Origin of the sequence: Williamsia sp. Leaf354, from assembly GCF_001424365.1 — a bacterium.
Lineage (GTDB): Bacteria > Actinomycetota > Actinomycetes > Mycobacteriales > Mycobacteriaceae > Williamsia_A.
This window is the reverse complement of sequence record NZ_LMPL01000002.1, coordinates 99,876-115,667: the sequence shown is the minus strand read 5'-3', so window position 1 is coordinate 115,667 and position 15,792 is coordinate 99,876. Positions and strand designations below refer to the sequence as shown.

Here is a 15,792-nt window from a genome sequence, read left to right as displayed (position 1 = left end):
CGGCCCCGCGATCACGTCTGCGTGAGCGAGGACCGGAGGCCACTGGCGCGCAGCACTTTCCGTTCGATCCCGGCGCGCAGGCCGTCCGGGGTGCCGATGAGCACCACGCGGTCGGTGGCCCTCGTGATCGCGGTGTAGAGCAGCTCGCGGGTGAGCAACGCCGACTCCGCGGGCGGCACCACCACCGACACCGACCGGTACTGGCTGCCCTGGCTGCGGTGGATGGTCATCGCGTGGGCCGACATCACCCCGCGCAGGCGTTGCGGGTGGACCAGCCGCGTCAGACTGCCCCGGCCGAACGCCACCATGAGCCGGTCCGCCTCGGCGACGACCACACCGGTGTCGCCGTTGTACAGCTGCGCCCGGTGGTCGGTCTCGGTGAGCAGCACCGGCCGGCCGGGGTACCAGAGACGGTCGGGTCCGGTGGTCGCCACAGGCGCCGACCACGCGGTCACCAGCCGCGCCCACACCGCCACACCGGCCGGTCCCTCCCGGTGTGCACAGAGGACCCGATGACTCCCGAGTGCGGCGAGCGCGGCGTCGGCATCCCCGTCGAGCGCGGCGTCGGACATGGCCGCGACCCACGCGGTGACGTCGCCGCGCACCGGGTCGAGGTCGTCCGGCGACACGAGCGTCACCGACGGTGATCCCGCGGCGAGCAGGTCCAGGGCGGTGTCGGCATCGCCGTCGCGGACGGCGTCGGCGAGTCGCCCGATGTCGGCCCCGAACCGCCGACGGCGGCGCAGCGAGATGACCCCGTCGGCGATCGCCGCGCGATCGGCGATGTCCGGCTCGTCAGCGTCGAATTCGGCGGGGGTCGCGACGGAGTCGACGATGCCGGCCAACGGTCCGTCCAGCGGAGTGTCGTGTCGCCGGTGCACCAGATCGGCGAGCACCGCGCCGGCGTCGACGGACGCGAGCTGATCGGGGTCGCCGATGAGGATCAGTCGGGTCTGCGGCCGCAGCGCGTCGAGGAGGTGGAACATCATCGTCAGCGACACCATCGACGCCTCGTCGACGATCACGACATCGTGTGGGAGTCGGTGGCCGGCGTCGTGCCGGAATCGACCACTGCCGCGCCGCGTGGAGCCGAGCAGCCTGTGCAGGGTCACCGCGTTGACCTCGGGCAGATCGAGTGCGACCGACTGTGCGACGACCGCCTCCTGCAGCGACGCGGCCGCCCGACCGGTCGGGGCACACAGTCCGATGCGGATGCCGGGGCCGTGCAGCCTCGACAGGAGCGCGATGATCCGTGCGGCGGTGTGGGTCTTGCCGGTACCGGGGCCACCCGCGAGGACGGTCGTCGGTCGGGTCGCCGCGACCGCCGCGGCCAACCGTTGGCGGTCGATTCCGGTGCCGGCCCCGGATGTCGCAGCGGGGAACAGATCGTCGAGATGCGCCGTCACGGCGGCCAGATCGACTGCCGGCGCGATCTGTGCGCGGGCGGCGAGCACGTCACGCACCCGCTGCTCCTGCCGGAAATAGCGGTCGAGGTAGAGCAGATCGACACCGTCATCGGTCGTCGCGCACCGAAGGGGTTGCAGCGGCGACGCAGTCGTCGAGCCGTTGAGGGGACTGTTCCGCACCTTCTCGACGAGGGTGGTCGGGTCGGGCCAGGGCAGCGCGTCGATCGCCCCCGTGTCACCGCCGTCGGGGTCTCGGCCGCCGGGGGTCTCGGAGTCGGGCGGGATGTCACGCAGGCGGGCGAGGTCGATGCACACCGACCCGGCTCGCACCGCACGCACGGTGAGCGCGGTCGCCAGCAGCACGTCGGGATCGATCTCGACCGCAGAGGTGGCGGCCAGCCGGGAGGCGACATGGACGTCGGCGACGCCGAGTACACCGGCGGCGTTGAAGGTCGCCAGCAGCCCCTGCGCCCGGGCCGCGATACGTGCGTCGGTCCCCATCACCGACCCGCCAACACGTCGGAGAGCTCGGTCACCACGACAGGCGGCAGATCCCAGGTGAACACCCCGCACCCCGGTGGGGTGTCGGGGCCGATCATGGCGCGCACGAACAGGTAGCAGACCGGACCGAGATGTCGATGCGGGTCGTAGTCGGCGAGCCGCCACCGCAGGTAGCGGTGCAGTGCCACCGAGTACAGGAGGGCCTGCAGCGGGTAGTGGGACCGGATCATCTCCTGCGCCATGGCCTCGGGCCGATAGTCCTCGACCCCGAGGTCGCCGAGACCGAGTCGGTTGGTCTTGTAATCGGCGATCACGTATCGCTCGTGTCCCGATCCGGCGCCGACGCGGGCCACGAGATCGATGCTGCCGGTGAGGAAGCCGCGCAGTGTCGAGCCGCCGATGTCCCGGAGGTGGCCGGGATAGGCCCGCAGCGGGTCGTCGGGGGCCAGATGGTTCTCGAGGAGGTCGGCGATCGCGGCGACGGTGGGCCCGCCGGTGGCGGCGAGGGGGAACTCGAAGTCCAGTTCCGACAATCGGTTCGGCATCCCGAGGCCGGCGAGATCGTCGGTGGTGTGCGTGTCGGTGGGATGCTGGATTCCCAGGGGTGTGGTGAGCACCCCGGCGATCGCGGTGGCGAGGACGTCGGCGTCCATGTCGAGCCCGGACACCGCGGCCGCGTGGCGACACCGGTCGGCGATCTCGGCGGTGAGATCGTCTGCGTCGGTGTCGATCTCCTCCAGGACACTGTGCACCACGGTGCCGAAGGCCGCGCCCGCGGGCAGCGTGTTCATCAGCGACGGCGCGCCCCCGCCGCCCGAGGTCGCGGTGACCTCCTCCGGTTCGTCGACCGTTCCCACGGCCTCGGGCTCCGCCGCGCCCGGACCGACGACCTCGGGGGCGTGTGCGTCGGTACCGAGCGCGGTGGCGTCGAGGTGGTGGTCGGCCACCAGCGCCGAATACGAGGTGCGGCGCCAGTCGTCGTCGATCACCGCGTCGAACGTCGCCGCCCGCAGATCGACGCGGCCCTGCGAGTCATCGGGGGTGAGTACGGGAGCAGGTGACGTCGCGTCGACGTGTTCCACCGAGATCAGCTCGCCCATCGGTCGTCCCCACTCCTGCAGCGCGGTCGCCGCGGTCGCGTCGGCGGGGACGTTGGCCGAGACGGCGGGGTCGGGTGCGTTCGTCGTCGCCGCGGAGGCGTTGCGCGCGAACAACAGTCGGTGCAGGGGCGATCGGCGTGCGGTGGTGGCCGGCGCCCACCACAGCACCACCTGCGATCGGGCGCGGGTCACCGACACATAGAACAGTCGTAGTTCCTCGCCGGCGTCCTCGGTCTGTGCGGCGCGGACGTTCGTGTCGAAGCCGGGGTCGTTCTTGCCGCCCACGTCGAGGATCCGTCGACCGTCGGCGTCGTGGAGATGCACCGTCGACGGCGACGGGTTGCGCGCCGAGTCCCAACCGAAAGGCACGTACACCACGGGGAACTCGAGCCCCTTGCTGCCGTGGACGGTCATGATCGACACCGCCTGGGCGTCGCGGTCGAGCCGGCGGCTCTGCTCGGTCTGGTCGCCGACCGTGGGGTCGTCGAGGCGGTCGGCGAACCATCGCAGGAGTCCGGTCACACCGCGCGACTCCCCCACCATCACCCGGTTGCACAGGGAGGCCAGGTGCACGAGATCGGTCATGATCCGTTCACCGTCGACCGCGGAGAGGATGCGACCCGCGAGATCGGTGCGCTCGGCGAGCTGGTCGAACATGGCCGCGAATCCCGCACGCGACAGGGTCTGCGAGAGATCGACCAACAGGTCACCGACATCGGCGGCGACGTCGCCGTCGGGTGTGTCGAGGTCGACCGGGGCGCGCCCGATCAGCGGTGTGATCGCGGCTAGCGCCGCACGATCGGATCGGGTGGGTTGTTCGAGGGCGCGGAGAACGTGGAACCAGTCGCGCGCCGAGTCGGTGGCGAACACACTCGACCCGGCGCCGACCACCGAGGCGACACCCACGTCGCGGAGCGCCCGTTGCATCGGCGCGATCGTGGCGCGGGTGCGCAGCAGGATGACGATGTCCGACGGTCGCAACGGTCGCCCGCCGTCGGTGTCGTCGAGCTGCGGCGGATCACCGAGCAGCCGGGCGATGTCGGCGGCGACGTCGTCGATCACCGCGCCGCGCACCGCCGCGACGGTGGGGAATCCGTTGTCGCCCAGAGGTCCGAGGCCGGTGCGCGACAGATACCGCAGGCGCAGGGGTGTGCGACCCGACAGGCGGGAGGTGGTGTGTGAGGCGTCCACCGGTCGCACGACGATGTCGGGATGACCCAGGGCCGCTTCGCCGTAGAGATGATCGAGCGCGGTGACGAGCCCGGAGTCGCTGCGCCAGTTGGTGCCGAGGACCTGATGATTGTCGGCGACCGTCGCGGCGTCGAGATAGCTCAGGACCTCGGCGCCGCGGAACGCGTAGATCGACTGTTTCGGGTCGCCCACGAGCACGAGGTCGGCGGAGCCGTGGAAACACAGACGCAGGATGTCCCACTGCACCGGGTCGGTGTCCTGGAACTCGTCGACGAGCACGACGTCGAAGAACTGTCGGACACGAGCCCGCGCCGCGGCGCCGTGTTCGGGATCGGCGACGACGTCGCGCAGCAGTGACTGCAATTCGTCGTAGTCACGGATCCGCATGATCCGTTTCCGCCGTGCGACCTCGCGGCGCACCGTGGCGACGAAGTCGACCCGTGCCGCCGCCGCGGAGTTGTCCGGCGCCTCACGCGGCACGAGGGTCGCCTGCTGGTGCCGGACCCCGGCACGGGCGATCTCGTCGGCATCGGTGAAGGAGAAGGGGGCGTGGCCTCCGCTGAACCGTTTGATGTAGACGTCCCGGGCGACCTCGGTGACGAGGTCGTCGACCTCCTCGACCAGCGTGGTGCCGTGGTCGCGCTCTCCGGCGATGCCCAGGGCGTCGAGCATGCGCGAACAGAAGGTGTGGGTGGTGCTCACCGTGGATGCGTCGAAGTCCGACAGCGCGGCCACCACACGCCGACGTCGCAGGGCGACGACCTCGGGTTCCGCTGCGGCCAACACCTGCACGAGCGGGTCGTCGGCGGCCGCATCCGGGTCGGCGAGCCCCGCGGCGAGGGTGGTCAACCGGGTCCGGGTGCGCTCGCGCAGTTCGGCCGTGGCCATCCGCGAGAAGGTGACCAGCAGCAGGCGGTCGATGTCGACGCCGTCGGCGATGTGCCGCGCGGCCAACGCCACGATGGCGTAGGTCTTGCCGGTGCCGGCGCTCGCCTCGAGCACGGTGGTGCCCGAGGGCGGTGGGGCGGTGACGTCGAACGTGGCGGCGACGATGGTGCGGGCGCGGGGTGTCATCGCGGGGTGTCGATCCTCTCGGCGGTGAGCAGCGGTCGCCATATCGTGGCCGCGGCCATCGCGAAGCCGACGGGCTCGGCCGCGGCGAGGATCTCGTCGAATCCGCCGGCGAACACCAGACCCAGATGGCGGTCGTGCACGTCACCGAACTTGTCGTCGAAGTCCTTGCGGGCGGCCTCGATCCCGTCCGCGTGGTCGCTGCCGGCGTACCGGCGGTCGGCGTACACGGCCGCCGCACTCGAGGGCAGCGGTAGCGGTTGCGTCAGTCCCGTGTCGCGCAGGGCGACCAGCGCCTGCAACGGTGCCACCGGGTCCGGCGGCGCCTCCAGTGTCGATCGTGAGAGTCGTGACCCGCGCCCGGCGCGCCCGATGGCGACCGCCTCGGCCGCGCCGTCACGCGTGGCGGCGACGGCGAGCAGCGAGATCCAGTTCTGGAGCCGATGTTTGGACCCGAGGCGGGAGTAGTGCGCTCGGAACACCGTCGCCCCGTTCGGGTCGGAGTGCACGCCGCCGACGCTGCCGACGAGGCGGCGGCCGTCGGCGAGGGGCACGTCGATGTCGACGGTCTCGACGGGCCGATCGAGCATCGGTTGCGCGGCGGCGGCGAGTCGTTCGACGTCGTCGAGCACTCCGGCCAATGCGACCTGACCGAGCTCGAACGGTGGCAGCGTCCCGCGCCGCAGTTCGGTGGCACGGAGAGCCTCGATGGACTCGCCGGCCAGACGCCGACGCAGCAGGCGATCGCCGATCCCCCAGCGGTCCAGGGGATCCAGCGCCGCGTCCAACTGGTCGGCCGGCAGGTCGTCGGTGTCGGGGACGAGGAAACCCAGCCGTTGTCGGCAGAAGCCGCGCACTGGGTGATCAAAGAACGCGATGAGGTCGGCGATGTCGATGTCGTCGGGCGGGACGGGGGTCAGCGGGCGGCGGTCGAAACCGATGTTATGGTCCGGCGGCTGCGTGAGTGCCCGCGCACCGGTCAGTGCCGCGACATCGAACGAGAACGGGTCGATCTCGGCGAAATTGCCCGGGTCGAAGGCGTGCAACGGGTGACGGTGCACCATCGAGGTCGGGTCGTCGGCGCCGACGATCGCGGCGACGGCGTCGACGATCTCGCTCACCGGCACCGACGGGGGGCGGCGTAGTCCCGAGACCGGGTCGGCGCCGCTGTAGCAGATGACCAGACGATCACGGGCCGACATGATGGTGTCGAGCAACAGCTGTCGGTCCTCGCTGCGCGGATCGCGTTCGCCCACACAGGGATCGCGGCGGGTGATGTCGTCACCGTCGTCACGGGTGGCCCGAGGGTAGGTGTCGTCGTCGAGGCCGATGAGGACGACCACGCGGTGCGGCACCGCTCGCATCGGGACCATCGTGCACACGGTGAGCTCGCCGGTGCGGAAGTTCGCCCGGGTGGGCCGTGCGGCGACGACGTCGTCGAGGAGGGCGACGACGTCGGGACGGCGGAGAACCGTGGCGGGATCGCCGTGTTCGAGGGCGGCCCCGACGACGTCGACGGCCTGCGCCCGCTGCCAGGTGTCGGCGCGGCGGACGTCGGTGAGGTCGTCGATGACCGCGAGCAGTGCGCTCCCCCACTCCTCGACGGTGTGACCACCCGACATGGCCGTGACACAGCGGTCGAGTCGGTCGACGAACTCCGCGAAGCGGCCCACGAGATCGATGTCGGCGCTGTCGATACCGCTCAAGGGCAGTGCTCGATGAATCCATCCGATCGACGACTCGTCGGCGACCACGCCGAGCGCGATCCGGTCGAGGCCCGCCGACATCGTGTTCTGTTCGTACCCGCGCAGACCGAAGGCCGCACGTTGCGCGTCACCGATCCCCCACCGCACGCCGGCCTCGGAGATCCACTCCGCGATCGTCTCGAGGTCGTCATCGTCGAAGCCGAATCGCGTGCGGACCGGTTCACGGGCGGCGAGGTCGAGGATCTCTCCGGAGGTGGCGCGTCCGCCCGCCAACGCCACGACGGCGACCACCGCGTCGAGAACGGTGTTGGTGGCGGCCATGCTCCGGTCGGCGAGCCGCACGCGGAGGCCGTGGGCGGGATGACCGCTGCCCTCGCGGCCGAAGGCGGCCCGGATCAACGGCGCGTAGGCCTCGATGTCAGGGCACATGACGATCACGTCGCGCGGCTCGAGATCGTCGGTCTCGCAGAAGATCCGGGCGAGGACGTCGCGCATGACCTCGACCTGCCGTGCCGGACCGTGGCAGGCGTGCACCGAGACGGAGTCGTCGACCGGACCGACCGGTGTGTCGGCCGGGGCGATGTCGTCGCGGATCGCGCGTTGCAACCGCGCCAGCACCGAGGCGCCCGGCGTATCGGCATCGTCGGGCGCGGTGCCGTCGGGGTCGGGGTGGTGCAGATCGCGGTCCAGATGGGGAGCCAGGCGCAGTCGCGTCTCGCGGATCTCGCGGGACAGCCCGGCCAGCAACGGATTCGACACCCCGGCGCGGGGCAGATCGCGACGCCGGACCACCTCGTCCGATTCCGGAGGCGACGACCAGAGGCGATCGCTGGGATGCGGCAGGAACAGGTGGACGTCCCGGTGTGCGGCGACCGCGCGCAGGACCCGGATCTGTTCCGTGGTCAGGCGGGTCGGACCGAACAGCGACAACCGCGGCGGGAGTTCCAGGACGTCCGGGGCGGCCGCTATCCGTTCACACAGTGCCGACAGGCGTTCGGCCGGGCTCGGCGACCCGATGCGGTCGCGCAACGCACGCCACACGACGACCTGCCATCGCATGTCGGCGGGCAAAGCCTGTCCGTGACCGTCGGTGTCGTCACCGGCCGCCCAGTCGGCGATCATGCCGGGTCGCGCCGAGGCGTAGGAGGCGAAGAGTCGGGCGAGATCGGTGGCCGTCGACCACCGCCGTCCGACACGATGCGGATCCGGACGGGCCCCCGCCATGCCGAGATGACGGGCCAGGACCGCGCAGGCGGGGTCGGAGGAGCAGGCGTCGAGGACGTCGACCATCATCCACTGCACCCGAGCCGCCGCCCACGGGTCGTCGCGGCGACGATGCCCCCGCACCGCCGCCAGGATCCGCTCGGTGAGTTCGGCAGGTGACGCGAAATCGATGTTCGCGGCGATCCCGTCGCTATCGTCGGTCACGACGGCCGGTGAGCGCGGAACCGATGAGGTGCCCAGACGCATCGACAGGGTCTGCGCGAGCCACCGTTCCACACCCTTGGCGGGCACCGCCACGATCTCCGGTGTGAACGGATCGGCGAGCGGCTCGGCGAGGATGTCGGCCAGCGCCGACGCCAGCACATCGGTGCGCTCGGCGCGATGCGCCGTCAACATCGGTGGATCCGACTCGACGGCGTCATGCGGTCACGGTCGACGGCTGCGCAGGGCCACCGGCGCCTCGACTCGGTCGCGCATCGCCGCGGCGACACCCTCGCCCAGGCCGACCGGTCGTCCGGCCGGATCGACGCAGACCAGGGTGGTCTCGGCCTGAGCGAACGGGGCGCCCGCGGGGTCGGTCAACACACATCCGAAGTCGAACGAGGATGTGCCGACGCGGCTGAGCCAGACACGCGAGGTGATGTCGTCGCCGCTGTACGGGATCGATGCGAGGTACTCGATCTCCTGCCGGACCACCACGAGTCCACCGTCGATCAATGCACCGTCCTCCGAGGGCGGTGCACCGGAGGCGATGAGGAGCGCCATGCCGGCCCGCACGCGTGACTCCTCGAACAGGCGCGCGATGGCGACGTTGTTGATGTGGTTGTTCACATCCATGTCGCCCCACCGCAGCTGCAGCGAGACCGTCACCACGTGATCAGACATGCCGGTCATGCTATCGACCGGTACCGACGGCGTGCCCTCAGGCGGGCGGCGCGTGCCCTCAGGCGGGGCGTCGGGTGAACTGCAGCTGGCTGACCTCGAGGTATCCGGACGCGAAGCCGGCCTCGCAGTAGGCGAGGTAGTACTCCCACATCCTGCGGAAGGTCTCGTCGAATCCCCTGTGCGACACCGTCGTCCAGGTCTCGTTGAATCGATGACGCCAGCGCCGGAGTGTCTCCGCATAGTGCTGACCCAGTTCCAGGCGGTCCGAACGGACCAGCGAGGTGTGGTCGGCGAGCGAATCGTCGATCGCCTGCAGCGACGGGATGAGTCCACCGGGGAAGATGTACTTCTGGATCCAGCCCCACGAGCGACGCGTCGCGAGCATCCGAGCATGCGACATGAGGATCGCCTGGATGGCGACGGTGCCGCCCGGGGCGAGCAGGGAGTCGAGGGCCCCGAAGTACGTCGGCCAGTACTCCTCGCCAACGGCCTCGATCATCTCCACGCTCACGATGGCGTCGAACTCACCGCGCACGTCGCGGTAGTCCTGCAGGCGGATGTCGATCCGGTCGCTCAGGCCGGCCTCGGCGATGCGCCCCAGGGCGAGCTCGCGCTGTTCCGCCGAGAGGGTCACCGTCGTGACGTGGGCGCCGCGCTGCGCCGCCCGGATCGCGAGCGCTCCCCAGCCGCTGCCGATCTCCAGCACGCGAGTCCCCGAGCCGACGTGGGCCATGTCGAGGATCGAGTCGATCTTGCGATACTGCGCGGCCTCGAGATCCTGGCCGGCGAAATCGGTTGCGGGATCGAACATGGCCGAGCTGTAGGACATGGTCGGGTCGAGGAACGCGGCGAACATCTCGTTGCTCAGGTCGTAGTGCGATCCGATGTTGCGTTTCGATCCCTCGATCGAGTTGCGCTGGCTTTCCGGGATCCGCTTGTCGACCACGGCCCGCATCTTCCACAAGCGCTCCGGGATGAGGGTGGTGAGTCGTTCGGCGAACGGGGTGAGGGCGGCGCCGAGATCACTGCCGGGGGCCGCGCGCCAGTCGCCCGCCATGTACGCCTCGCCCAGTCCGATCTTGGGGTTGTGGCTCAGTCGGTCGTAGAACACCTTGGGCCGGACGATCTCGAGTTCGGGAGCGCCCTCGCCCCCGTGCCCGCGCACGGTGCCGTCGGGGAAGCGCACGGCGACGGGCGCTTTGGTGATCGCGTAGTCGACCAGACGCTTCGTGATCGGCGTCTTGAACCACGTCCCGCTCAGAACGGGACGGCGGACGGCGAACGGATCTGCGACTCCTGTCATGGTCAGACCTCCTGGGGTGGTGTGTGCGGGGGCCGGGGGACGACGCGGAGACGTCGTGCCCACAGCCAGATCCCGTGGACGGCGATGAGCAGTGAGACCCGTTGGGGCATCAGGGGCATGGTCAGTATCGAGCGGGCGACCCGACGGGGGGTCGCCGGCTGTGGGACGCCGGTGAACGTCGCGGTGAACGGTTCCATACCGGCGCGGTCGAGGATGATCGTGACCCCGATCCGGTCGGCGTCGAGCCGGAACGTCATCCGGTACCGGCCCGAGACGTCGTTGAACGGGGACACGTAGAAGTGCTTGTCGGCCTCGGCGTGTCCATCACGGTCGGGATGGAGGAGGTAGGCCGTCCGTTCGCCGTAGGTGTTGTGCACCTCGGCGACGACACAGGTCACGGTTCCGGCGGCGTCGAGGCACCAGTACACCGACAGCGGGTCGAACACGTAGCCCAGCACGCGCGCGTTGGCGAGCATGAGGATCCGTGAGCCGGGTCCCGTCTCGATCCCGTTGGCGCGCAGGAACGTCTCGACGTTGCTCTTGATCGCACGGGTGTCGTCGGTGTCGAGCGCACCGAGGTGGTCTCGCGCGGAGAACCGGGCGAAGGGACGGAGCGGACGTGGCAGTCGAGGCGGCGCGTCGAGGTCTATCAGCCACTGGTAGACGCGGTGGCGGAACCGGTGCGCCGTCGCGCCACGGCGGCGGTGCGCCACGTCGCCGGCGACGATCGCGGGCAACGGGGGGAGGTCGAGGACGGCGGTCATGAGCGCACCGGTTCCGGGGTCACCATGTCGCGCCGAGTCCCTCTGCGGCGGCCACGCCCGATCGGCAGCCGTCCTCGTGGAATCCCCACCCGTGGTAGGCGCCGGCGAAGGCGGTGGTCGCGGTGGTCAGGGTCGGCAGCATCGACTGGGCGGCCACGGCGGCGCGTGTGTACACCGGGTGGGCGTAGTCCATGACCTCGATGATCGATGCGGGGTCGATGAGGTGCCGGGCGTTGAGCGTCACCAGGTAGTCGGTGTCGCTGTCGATGTCCTGCAACCGGTTCATCCAGTAGGTCACCACCGGCAGTTCGTCCCCGTCCGCGTCGTCGGTGGGTCCGTTCGACGTGTCGGGTGTGAGGTAGTTCCACGAGGCGCGCGCCCGCGGCGAACGGGGCAGCAACGACGAATCCGTGTGCAGGACGGCCTCGTTCGGTGAGTAGTGGAAGGCGGACAGCAGCGTCTTCTCGGCCTCGGAGGGATCGGCCAGCATCGACAGGGCCTGCTCGGGGTGCGTGGCGACGACGACCTTGTCGAACCGCTCACGCCCGCCGTGGCCGTCGACGACGGTGACACCGGTGTCGCTGCGCGTGATCTCCGCGACCGGTGTGCCCAGGCGGATGTCGTCGAGTGTCGCGGCGATCCGGTCGACGTACTCGTGCGAGCCGCCGGTCACCGTGTACCACTGCGGCGATCCCGTGACCGACAGCATGCCGTGGTTGCGCAGGAACGCGAACAGGTAGCGCGCCGGGTAGTCCAGCGAGGTTTGCGCACCCGAAGACCACACGCACGAGACGAGCGGGATCGCGTAGTGCCGACGGAAGAACCCACCGAAACGATGCCCCGAGAGGAACTCGCCGTAGGTGGTGAGGTCCTCGTCGTCGGCGGTGTCGAGGAACGCGGCGGCCGCACGGTGGAACTGTTTGATCTGGACGAGCATCCCGAGGAAACGCGGATCGGCCAGTCTCCAGGGCTGCGCCAGGATGCCACCCATCCCCCGACCACCGGCGTACTGGAAGCGACCCGCCGGGTCACTGATGCTCATGCTCATCTCGGTGGGCTGGGTGGCCACGCCGAGCTCGGTGAACATGCGCCGCAGCAGCGGGTAGGTCTCGGTGTTGTGGACGATGAAACCGGTGTCGATCCGGTGCGTCCGGTCTCCGTCGGCGACGGAATGGGTGTGAGCATGCCCACCCAACCGATCGTCGGCCTCGTACAGCGTCACCGCGTGACTGCGACCGAGGATGTGGGCCGCGGTGAGTCCGGAGACACCGGAGCCGATCACCGCGACGGACGGCATCGACGGGCGTGCGGCGTCCATCACCATCTCCCACCTCGGATCCTGGGTTCGAATCGGGCGCGGCCGGTGTCGGTCGCCGGGCGCGCGATCATTATCGCCTCATCGGCGTCTCCACCATGATTCGTTGTCTCCCGCGCGCCGGATGGGAGCACCCCGTTCGGCTCACAGCGCAATCGGACGTCGCCGGTCGACGCACGTGGTCGCGGCGGCATGGTCGGCCCGCGATGTGCCTACTCTCGAAGCATGAGCATCACGCGGTCGTCGGTCGTCGACGACACCATCGACGAGGTCTTCGCCTGGCACACCCGCCCCGGCGCCTTCCACCGGCTGTCGCCGCCGTTCGCACCGATGTCGCTGCGTTCGGAGGCGACCTCGATCTCCGACGGACAGGCCGTCCTCGCCCTGCCGGGTGGACTGCCATGGAAGGCGACGCACGTGCCGTCGGGGTATCACCCGCCGCATCAATTCGTCGACACCCTCACCTCGGTGCCGCTGAAGTTCGTCACGCCGTGGACCCACACCCACCGCTTCGACGCCGTCGGCGACGACCGCACCCGCATCACCGACACGGTCGACACCCGCGTACCCGGTTTCGTGCTGTCGTCGATGTTCGACTTCCGCCACCGCCAGCTCGCCGACGACATCGTCACCCAGAAGTGGGCGCGGGCGCTGCAGCCGACACCGATCACCATCGCCATGACGGGCGTGTCGGGGACGATCGGCACCGCGCTGGCCGCACTGGCGACCACCGGCGGGCACCGGGTGATCTCCCTGGTTCGTCGTGACCCGAAGGGCCCCGACGAACGGCGCTGGGACACCGCGCATCCCGCGGCCGATCTCCTCGACGGTGTCGACGTGGTCATCCACCTCGCGGGTGCTTCGATCGCCGGTCGGTTCACCGACTCCCACGTGGCGTCGGTCCGCGACAGTCGCGTCGGGCCCACGCGCGCACTGGCCTCGGTGGCCGCGGCGGCACATGCCCGCGGCTCCGGTCCATCGGTGTTCGTCGCCGGTTCGGCGATCGGGATCTACGGCGACAGCCGCGGCGACGAGCGGCTCACCGAGTCGAGCGCACCCGGCGACGGCGTGGTCGCCGACATCGTGCGCGACTGGGAGGCCGCATGCGACCCGGCGCGCGACGCCGGCCTGCGGGTCAGCAACATCCGCACGGGCGTTGTGCAGTCGGCGGCGGGCGGCATGCTCAAGCTGCTGCGACCACTCTTCTCGGCCGGACTCGGTGGGCCGATCGGCAACGGGCGACAGTGGTTGTCGTGGATCGGCCTCGAGGACGTCTGCGATGTGTTCTATCGCGCCGCGCTCGACGAGCGGGTCAGCGGACCGGTCAACGCGGTGTCGCCGGAGCCCGTGCGCAATGCGGAGTTCACCTCCACGATGGGCTCGGTCCTGCACCGCCCCACGTTCTTCCGTGTGCCGGAGTTCGCGCCGAAACTGCTCCTCACCGAGACGGGTGCGGACTCGCTCGCGTTGGCCGACCAGCGCGTGGTGCCCACCGAACTGGAGCGATGGGGCCACGAGTTCCGGATGCCGCGACTCGCCGACGCGTTGGCGCATCAGTGCGGAAAGTGAGCCCGCAGGCCGTATCATGAGCGCACTTCGGGTGCCGGGCATGGGCACTCGCCCGGCCGGCGGCCGGTGGTCACCACCGATCGGGTGACCATCCGGGCCGCGGAGAACGAGGTGCGCGTTGATCGTCGAGACGCCCCAGTTGATCCTGCGGCCCGTCGGCACGAACGACGTGTCGGCGTTGGTGGAACTCGACAGTGATCCCGCGGTCATGCGCTACGTGTCCGGTGGCGCACCGACCCCTCGTGCGGTGATCGAGGACTGGGTGGTGCCCCGTGCGGTGGCCGAGCTGTCGTCGCGCCGCGGCGGTGGGATGTGGGTGGCACTCGACCGGTCGAACGGGGCGTTCGTGGGCTGGTTCTCGTTACGGGCCCCGCGCCACGGCACGCAACCCGAACTCGAACTGACCTACCGGCTCCGGCGTGCCGCATGGGGCCGAGGGCTGGCGACGGAGGGGTCGCAGACCCTCATGCGCGTCGCGTTCGACGCCCCCGACACCGGACGGGTCTTCGCGAGCACGATGGCGGTCAACTCGGCGTCGCGGCGGGTGATGGAGAAATCCGGGATGCGTTTGACGGCACTGCATCTCGGCGACAACGCGGAGACCGACGGCTACGAGCGCGGCGAGGTCGAATACGAACTGCGTCGATCCGACTGGGAGAGCGCACGTTTCGTGTGGGCGGTGCGCGGGTCGACGTCGGAGCTCACGGCCTGAGTCGTGCCGTCGGCCTCGCTGCGATCGGTTCCGCGTCGGACGGTCACGATGCCGCACAGCATCACCACGGCACCGACCATCTGAGCCGGTGACATCGACTGGCCCAGCAGGATCCAGGACGCCGTCGCCGACGTGATCACCTCCACCAGCGCGACAAACGACGCCAGTGTGGGTCCCAGCCGGCGGACGGCCGCGATCCCCGTGACGTAGGCGATCGCGGTCGAGATCACCGCGACCGCGACAGCGGCGGTCCACCACGGCAGTTCGCCTCCGGCAAGGGTGACGTCGGCGGTGCTCGCCGTCATCGGCAACAGCCCCACGGCGCCGGCCACACCGACGAGGACTGCTCCGATCACGAGCCCGCCACAGGTGAGCGCGACCGGGTCGACGTCACCGCGACTGCGCCCGTCGGCATCGACGCGCGCGCTCGGGCCGGCGATCAGGAAATACCCGGCCAGCCCGATGGCGGCGGCGCCGGCCCAGAGGACACCGATCGGGTCTATCGACCATCCCGCGGCGCCGCCGATGACCACGGTCACCAGCCCCGCGATCGCGACCGCGGCGCCCAGCAGCGTCAGACGACCGGCGCGATGACCGCCGACCACCCGGCGGTAGATCAGCACCAGTACCGGCGCGCTGTACTCGATGAGCAACGCGACGGCGACATCGAGATGGCGAACGGCGTTGAAGAAGCACAACTGCACCATCGCCACCCCCATCACGCCGTAGGCGATCACCGACCAGGGTGCGCGGGCGATGGTGGCGAGACGCCGACGCCCCATGATCGCGGCCGGTACCACGAGCACCACCGCGCCGAGCCCCAGGCGCAGCAGGGTTGCCGCCGTCGAGGACCACCCGGCCTCGATCAGTGCCGAGGCCAGCGGCCCCGACATCCCGAACGACACCGCGGAGACGGCGGCCAGCGCGACGCCGGACGTCACCGATCCGGGCCCCGCCGTCGGTGTGGCTGTTGCGCGTGGCATCGGTCCGCCTCTCCTCGAGTGCCGTCGCATCCGGTGTGTCATGAGCGTCGGCAGCTTATGCT

10 protein-coding genes are annotated in these 15,792 nt (G+C 70.4%); 2 read left to right on the top strand and 8 right to left on the bottom strand.

Annotated features, from left to right (window positions below):
- Window positions 1-11 precede the first annotated feature (11 nt).
- The 7 genes from recD to ASG12_RS08545 are packed head-to-tail and all read right to left on the bottom strand — an operon-like array spanning window position 12 to window position 12,469.
- Entirely contained in the window at window positions 12-1,907 is a 1,896-nt protein-coding gene (gene recD, locus ASG12_RS08575; protein ID WP_055788163.1) for an exodeoxyribonuclease V subunit alpha, read from the bottom strand.
- A complete protein-coding gene (locus tag ASG12_RS08570) occupies window positions 1,907-5,272 on the bottom strand; it encodes a UvrD-helicase domain-containing protein (protein WP_055788161.1) in 3,366 nt (1,121 codons plus the stop codon). The genes recD and ASG12_RS08570 overlap by 1 nt, the downstream gene beginning before the upstream one ends.
- A complete protein-coding gene (gene recC / locus ASG12_RS08565) occupies window positions 5,269-8,595 on the bottom strand; it encodes an exodeoxyribonuclease V subunit gamma (protein WP_055788159.1) in 3,327 nt (1,108 codons plus the stop codon). Before recC ends, ASG12_RS08570 begins: the two co-directional genes overlap by 4 nt.
- A gap of 30 nt (window positions 8,596-8,625) precedes the next feature.
- Window positions 8,626-9,084 carry an acyl-CoA thioesterase gene (locus ASG12_RS08560; RefSeq protein ID WP_082501878.1) on the bottom strand — a complete coding sequence of 153 codons (459 nt, stop codon included), beginning with the start codon at window positions 9,082-9,084 and terminating at the stop codon, window positions 8,626-8,628.
- A 58-nt stretch (window positions 9,085-9,142) separates the two neighbouring features.
- A complete protein-coding gene (locus tag ASG12_RS08555) occupies window positions 9,143-10,387 on the bottom strand; it encodes an SAM-dependent methyltransferase (RefSeq protein ID WP_055788153.1) in 1,245 nt (414 codons plus the stop codon).
- A gap of 2 nt (window positions 10,388-10,389) precedes the next feature.
- Window positions 10,390-11,151, bottom strand: coding sequence for a DUF1365 domain-containing protein (locus ASG12_RS08550; protein ID WP_055788149.1), 762 nt, complete (start codon window positions 11,149-11,151; stop codon window positions 10,390-10,392).
- A 19-nt stretch (window positions 11,152-11,170) separates the two neighbouring features.
- Entirely contained in the window at window positions 11,171-12,469 is a 1,299-nt protein-coding gene (locus ASG12_RS08545; RefSeq protein WP_156378029.1) for an NAD(P)/FAD-dependent oxidoreductase, read from the bottom strand.
- 222 nt (window positions 12,470-12,691) lie between these two features.
- Here ASG12_RS08545 and ASG12_RS08540 point away from each other — a divergent pair, with 222 nt between their 5' ends.
- Window positions 12,692-14,035, top strand: coding sequence for a TIGR01777 family oxidoreductase (locus ASG12_RS08540; protein WP_055788146.1), 1,344 nt, complete (start codon window positions 12,692-12,694; stop codon window positions 14,033-14,035).
- Between the two features lie 118 nt (window positions 14,036-14,153).
- Window positions 14,154-14,747: a GNAT family N-acetyltransferase gene (locus ASG12_RS08535; protein ID WP_055788143.1), complete on the top strand. Its 594-nt coding sequence runs from the start codon at window positions 14,154-14,156 to the stop codon at window positions 14,745-14,747.
- Here the strand turns inward: ASG12_RS08535 and ASG12_RS08530 are convergent.
- The gene (locus ASG12_RS08530) at window positions 14,645-15,730 is read right to left on the bottom strand and encodes an EamA family transporter (protein WP_162243417.1); all 1,086 of its coding nucleotides are present in this window, start codon (window positions 15,728-15,730) and stop codon (window positions 14,645-14,647) included. The genes ASG12_RS08535 and ASG12_RS08530 overlap by 103 nt on opposite strands.
- Window positions 15,731-15,792: the final 62 nt, after the last annotated feature.

Bases quoted from the DNA above. Each gene is read 5' to 3' on its own strand.
- ASG12_RS08540 (WP_055788146.1), top strand. From the start codon at position 12,692: ATGAGCATCACGCGGTCGTCGGTCGTCGACGACACCATCGACGAGGTC.
- ASG12_RS08555 (WP_055788153.1), bottom strand. From the start codon at position 10,387: ATGACAGGAGTCGCAGATCCGTTCGCCGTCCGCCGTCCCGTTCTGAGC.
- ASG12_RS08550 (WP_055788149.1), bottom strand. From the start codon at position 11,151: ATGACCGCCGTCCTCGACCTCCCCCCGTTGCCCGCGATCGTCGCCGGC.
- recD (WP_055788163.1), bottom strand. From the start codon at position 1,907: ATGGGGACCGACGCACGTATCGCGGCCCGGGCGCAGGGGCTGCTGGCG.
- ASG12_RS08530 (WP_162243417.1), bottom strand. From the start codon at position 15,730: ATGCCACGCGCAACAGCCACACCGACGGCGGGGCCCGGATCGGTGACG.
- ASG12_RS08545 (WP_156378029.1), bottom strand. From the start codon at position 12,469: ATGGACGCCGCACGCCCGTCGATGCCGTCCGTCGCGGTGATCGGCTCC.
- ASG12_RS08570 (WP_055788161.1), bottom strand. From the start codon at position 5,272: ATGACACCCCGCGCCCGCACCATCGTCGCCGCCACGTTCGACGTCACC.
- ASG12_RS08560 (WP_082501878.1), bottom strand. From the start codon at position 9,084: ATGTCTGATCACGTGGTGACGGTCTCGCTGCAGCTGCGGTGGGGCGAC.
- recC (WP_055788159.1), bottom strand. From the start codon at position 8,595: ATGTTGACGGCGCATCGCGCCGAGCGCACCGATGTGCTGGCGTCGGCG.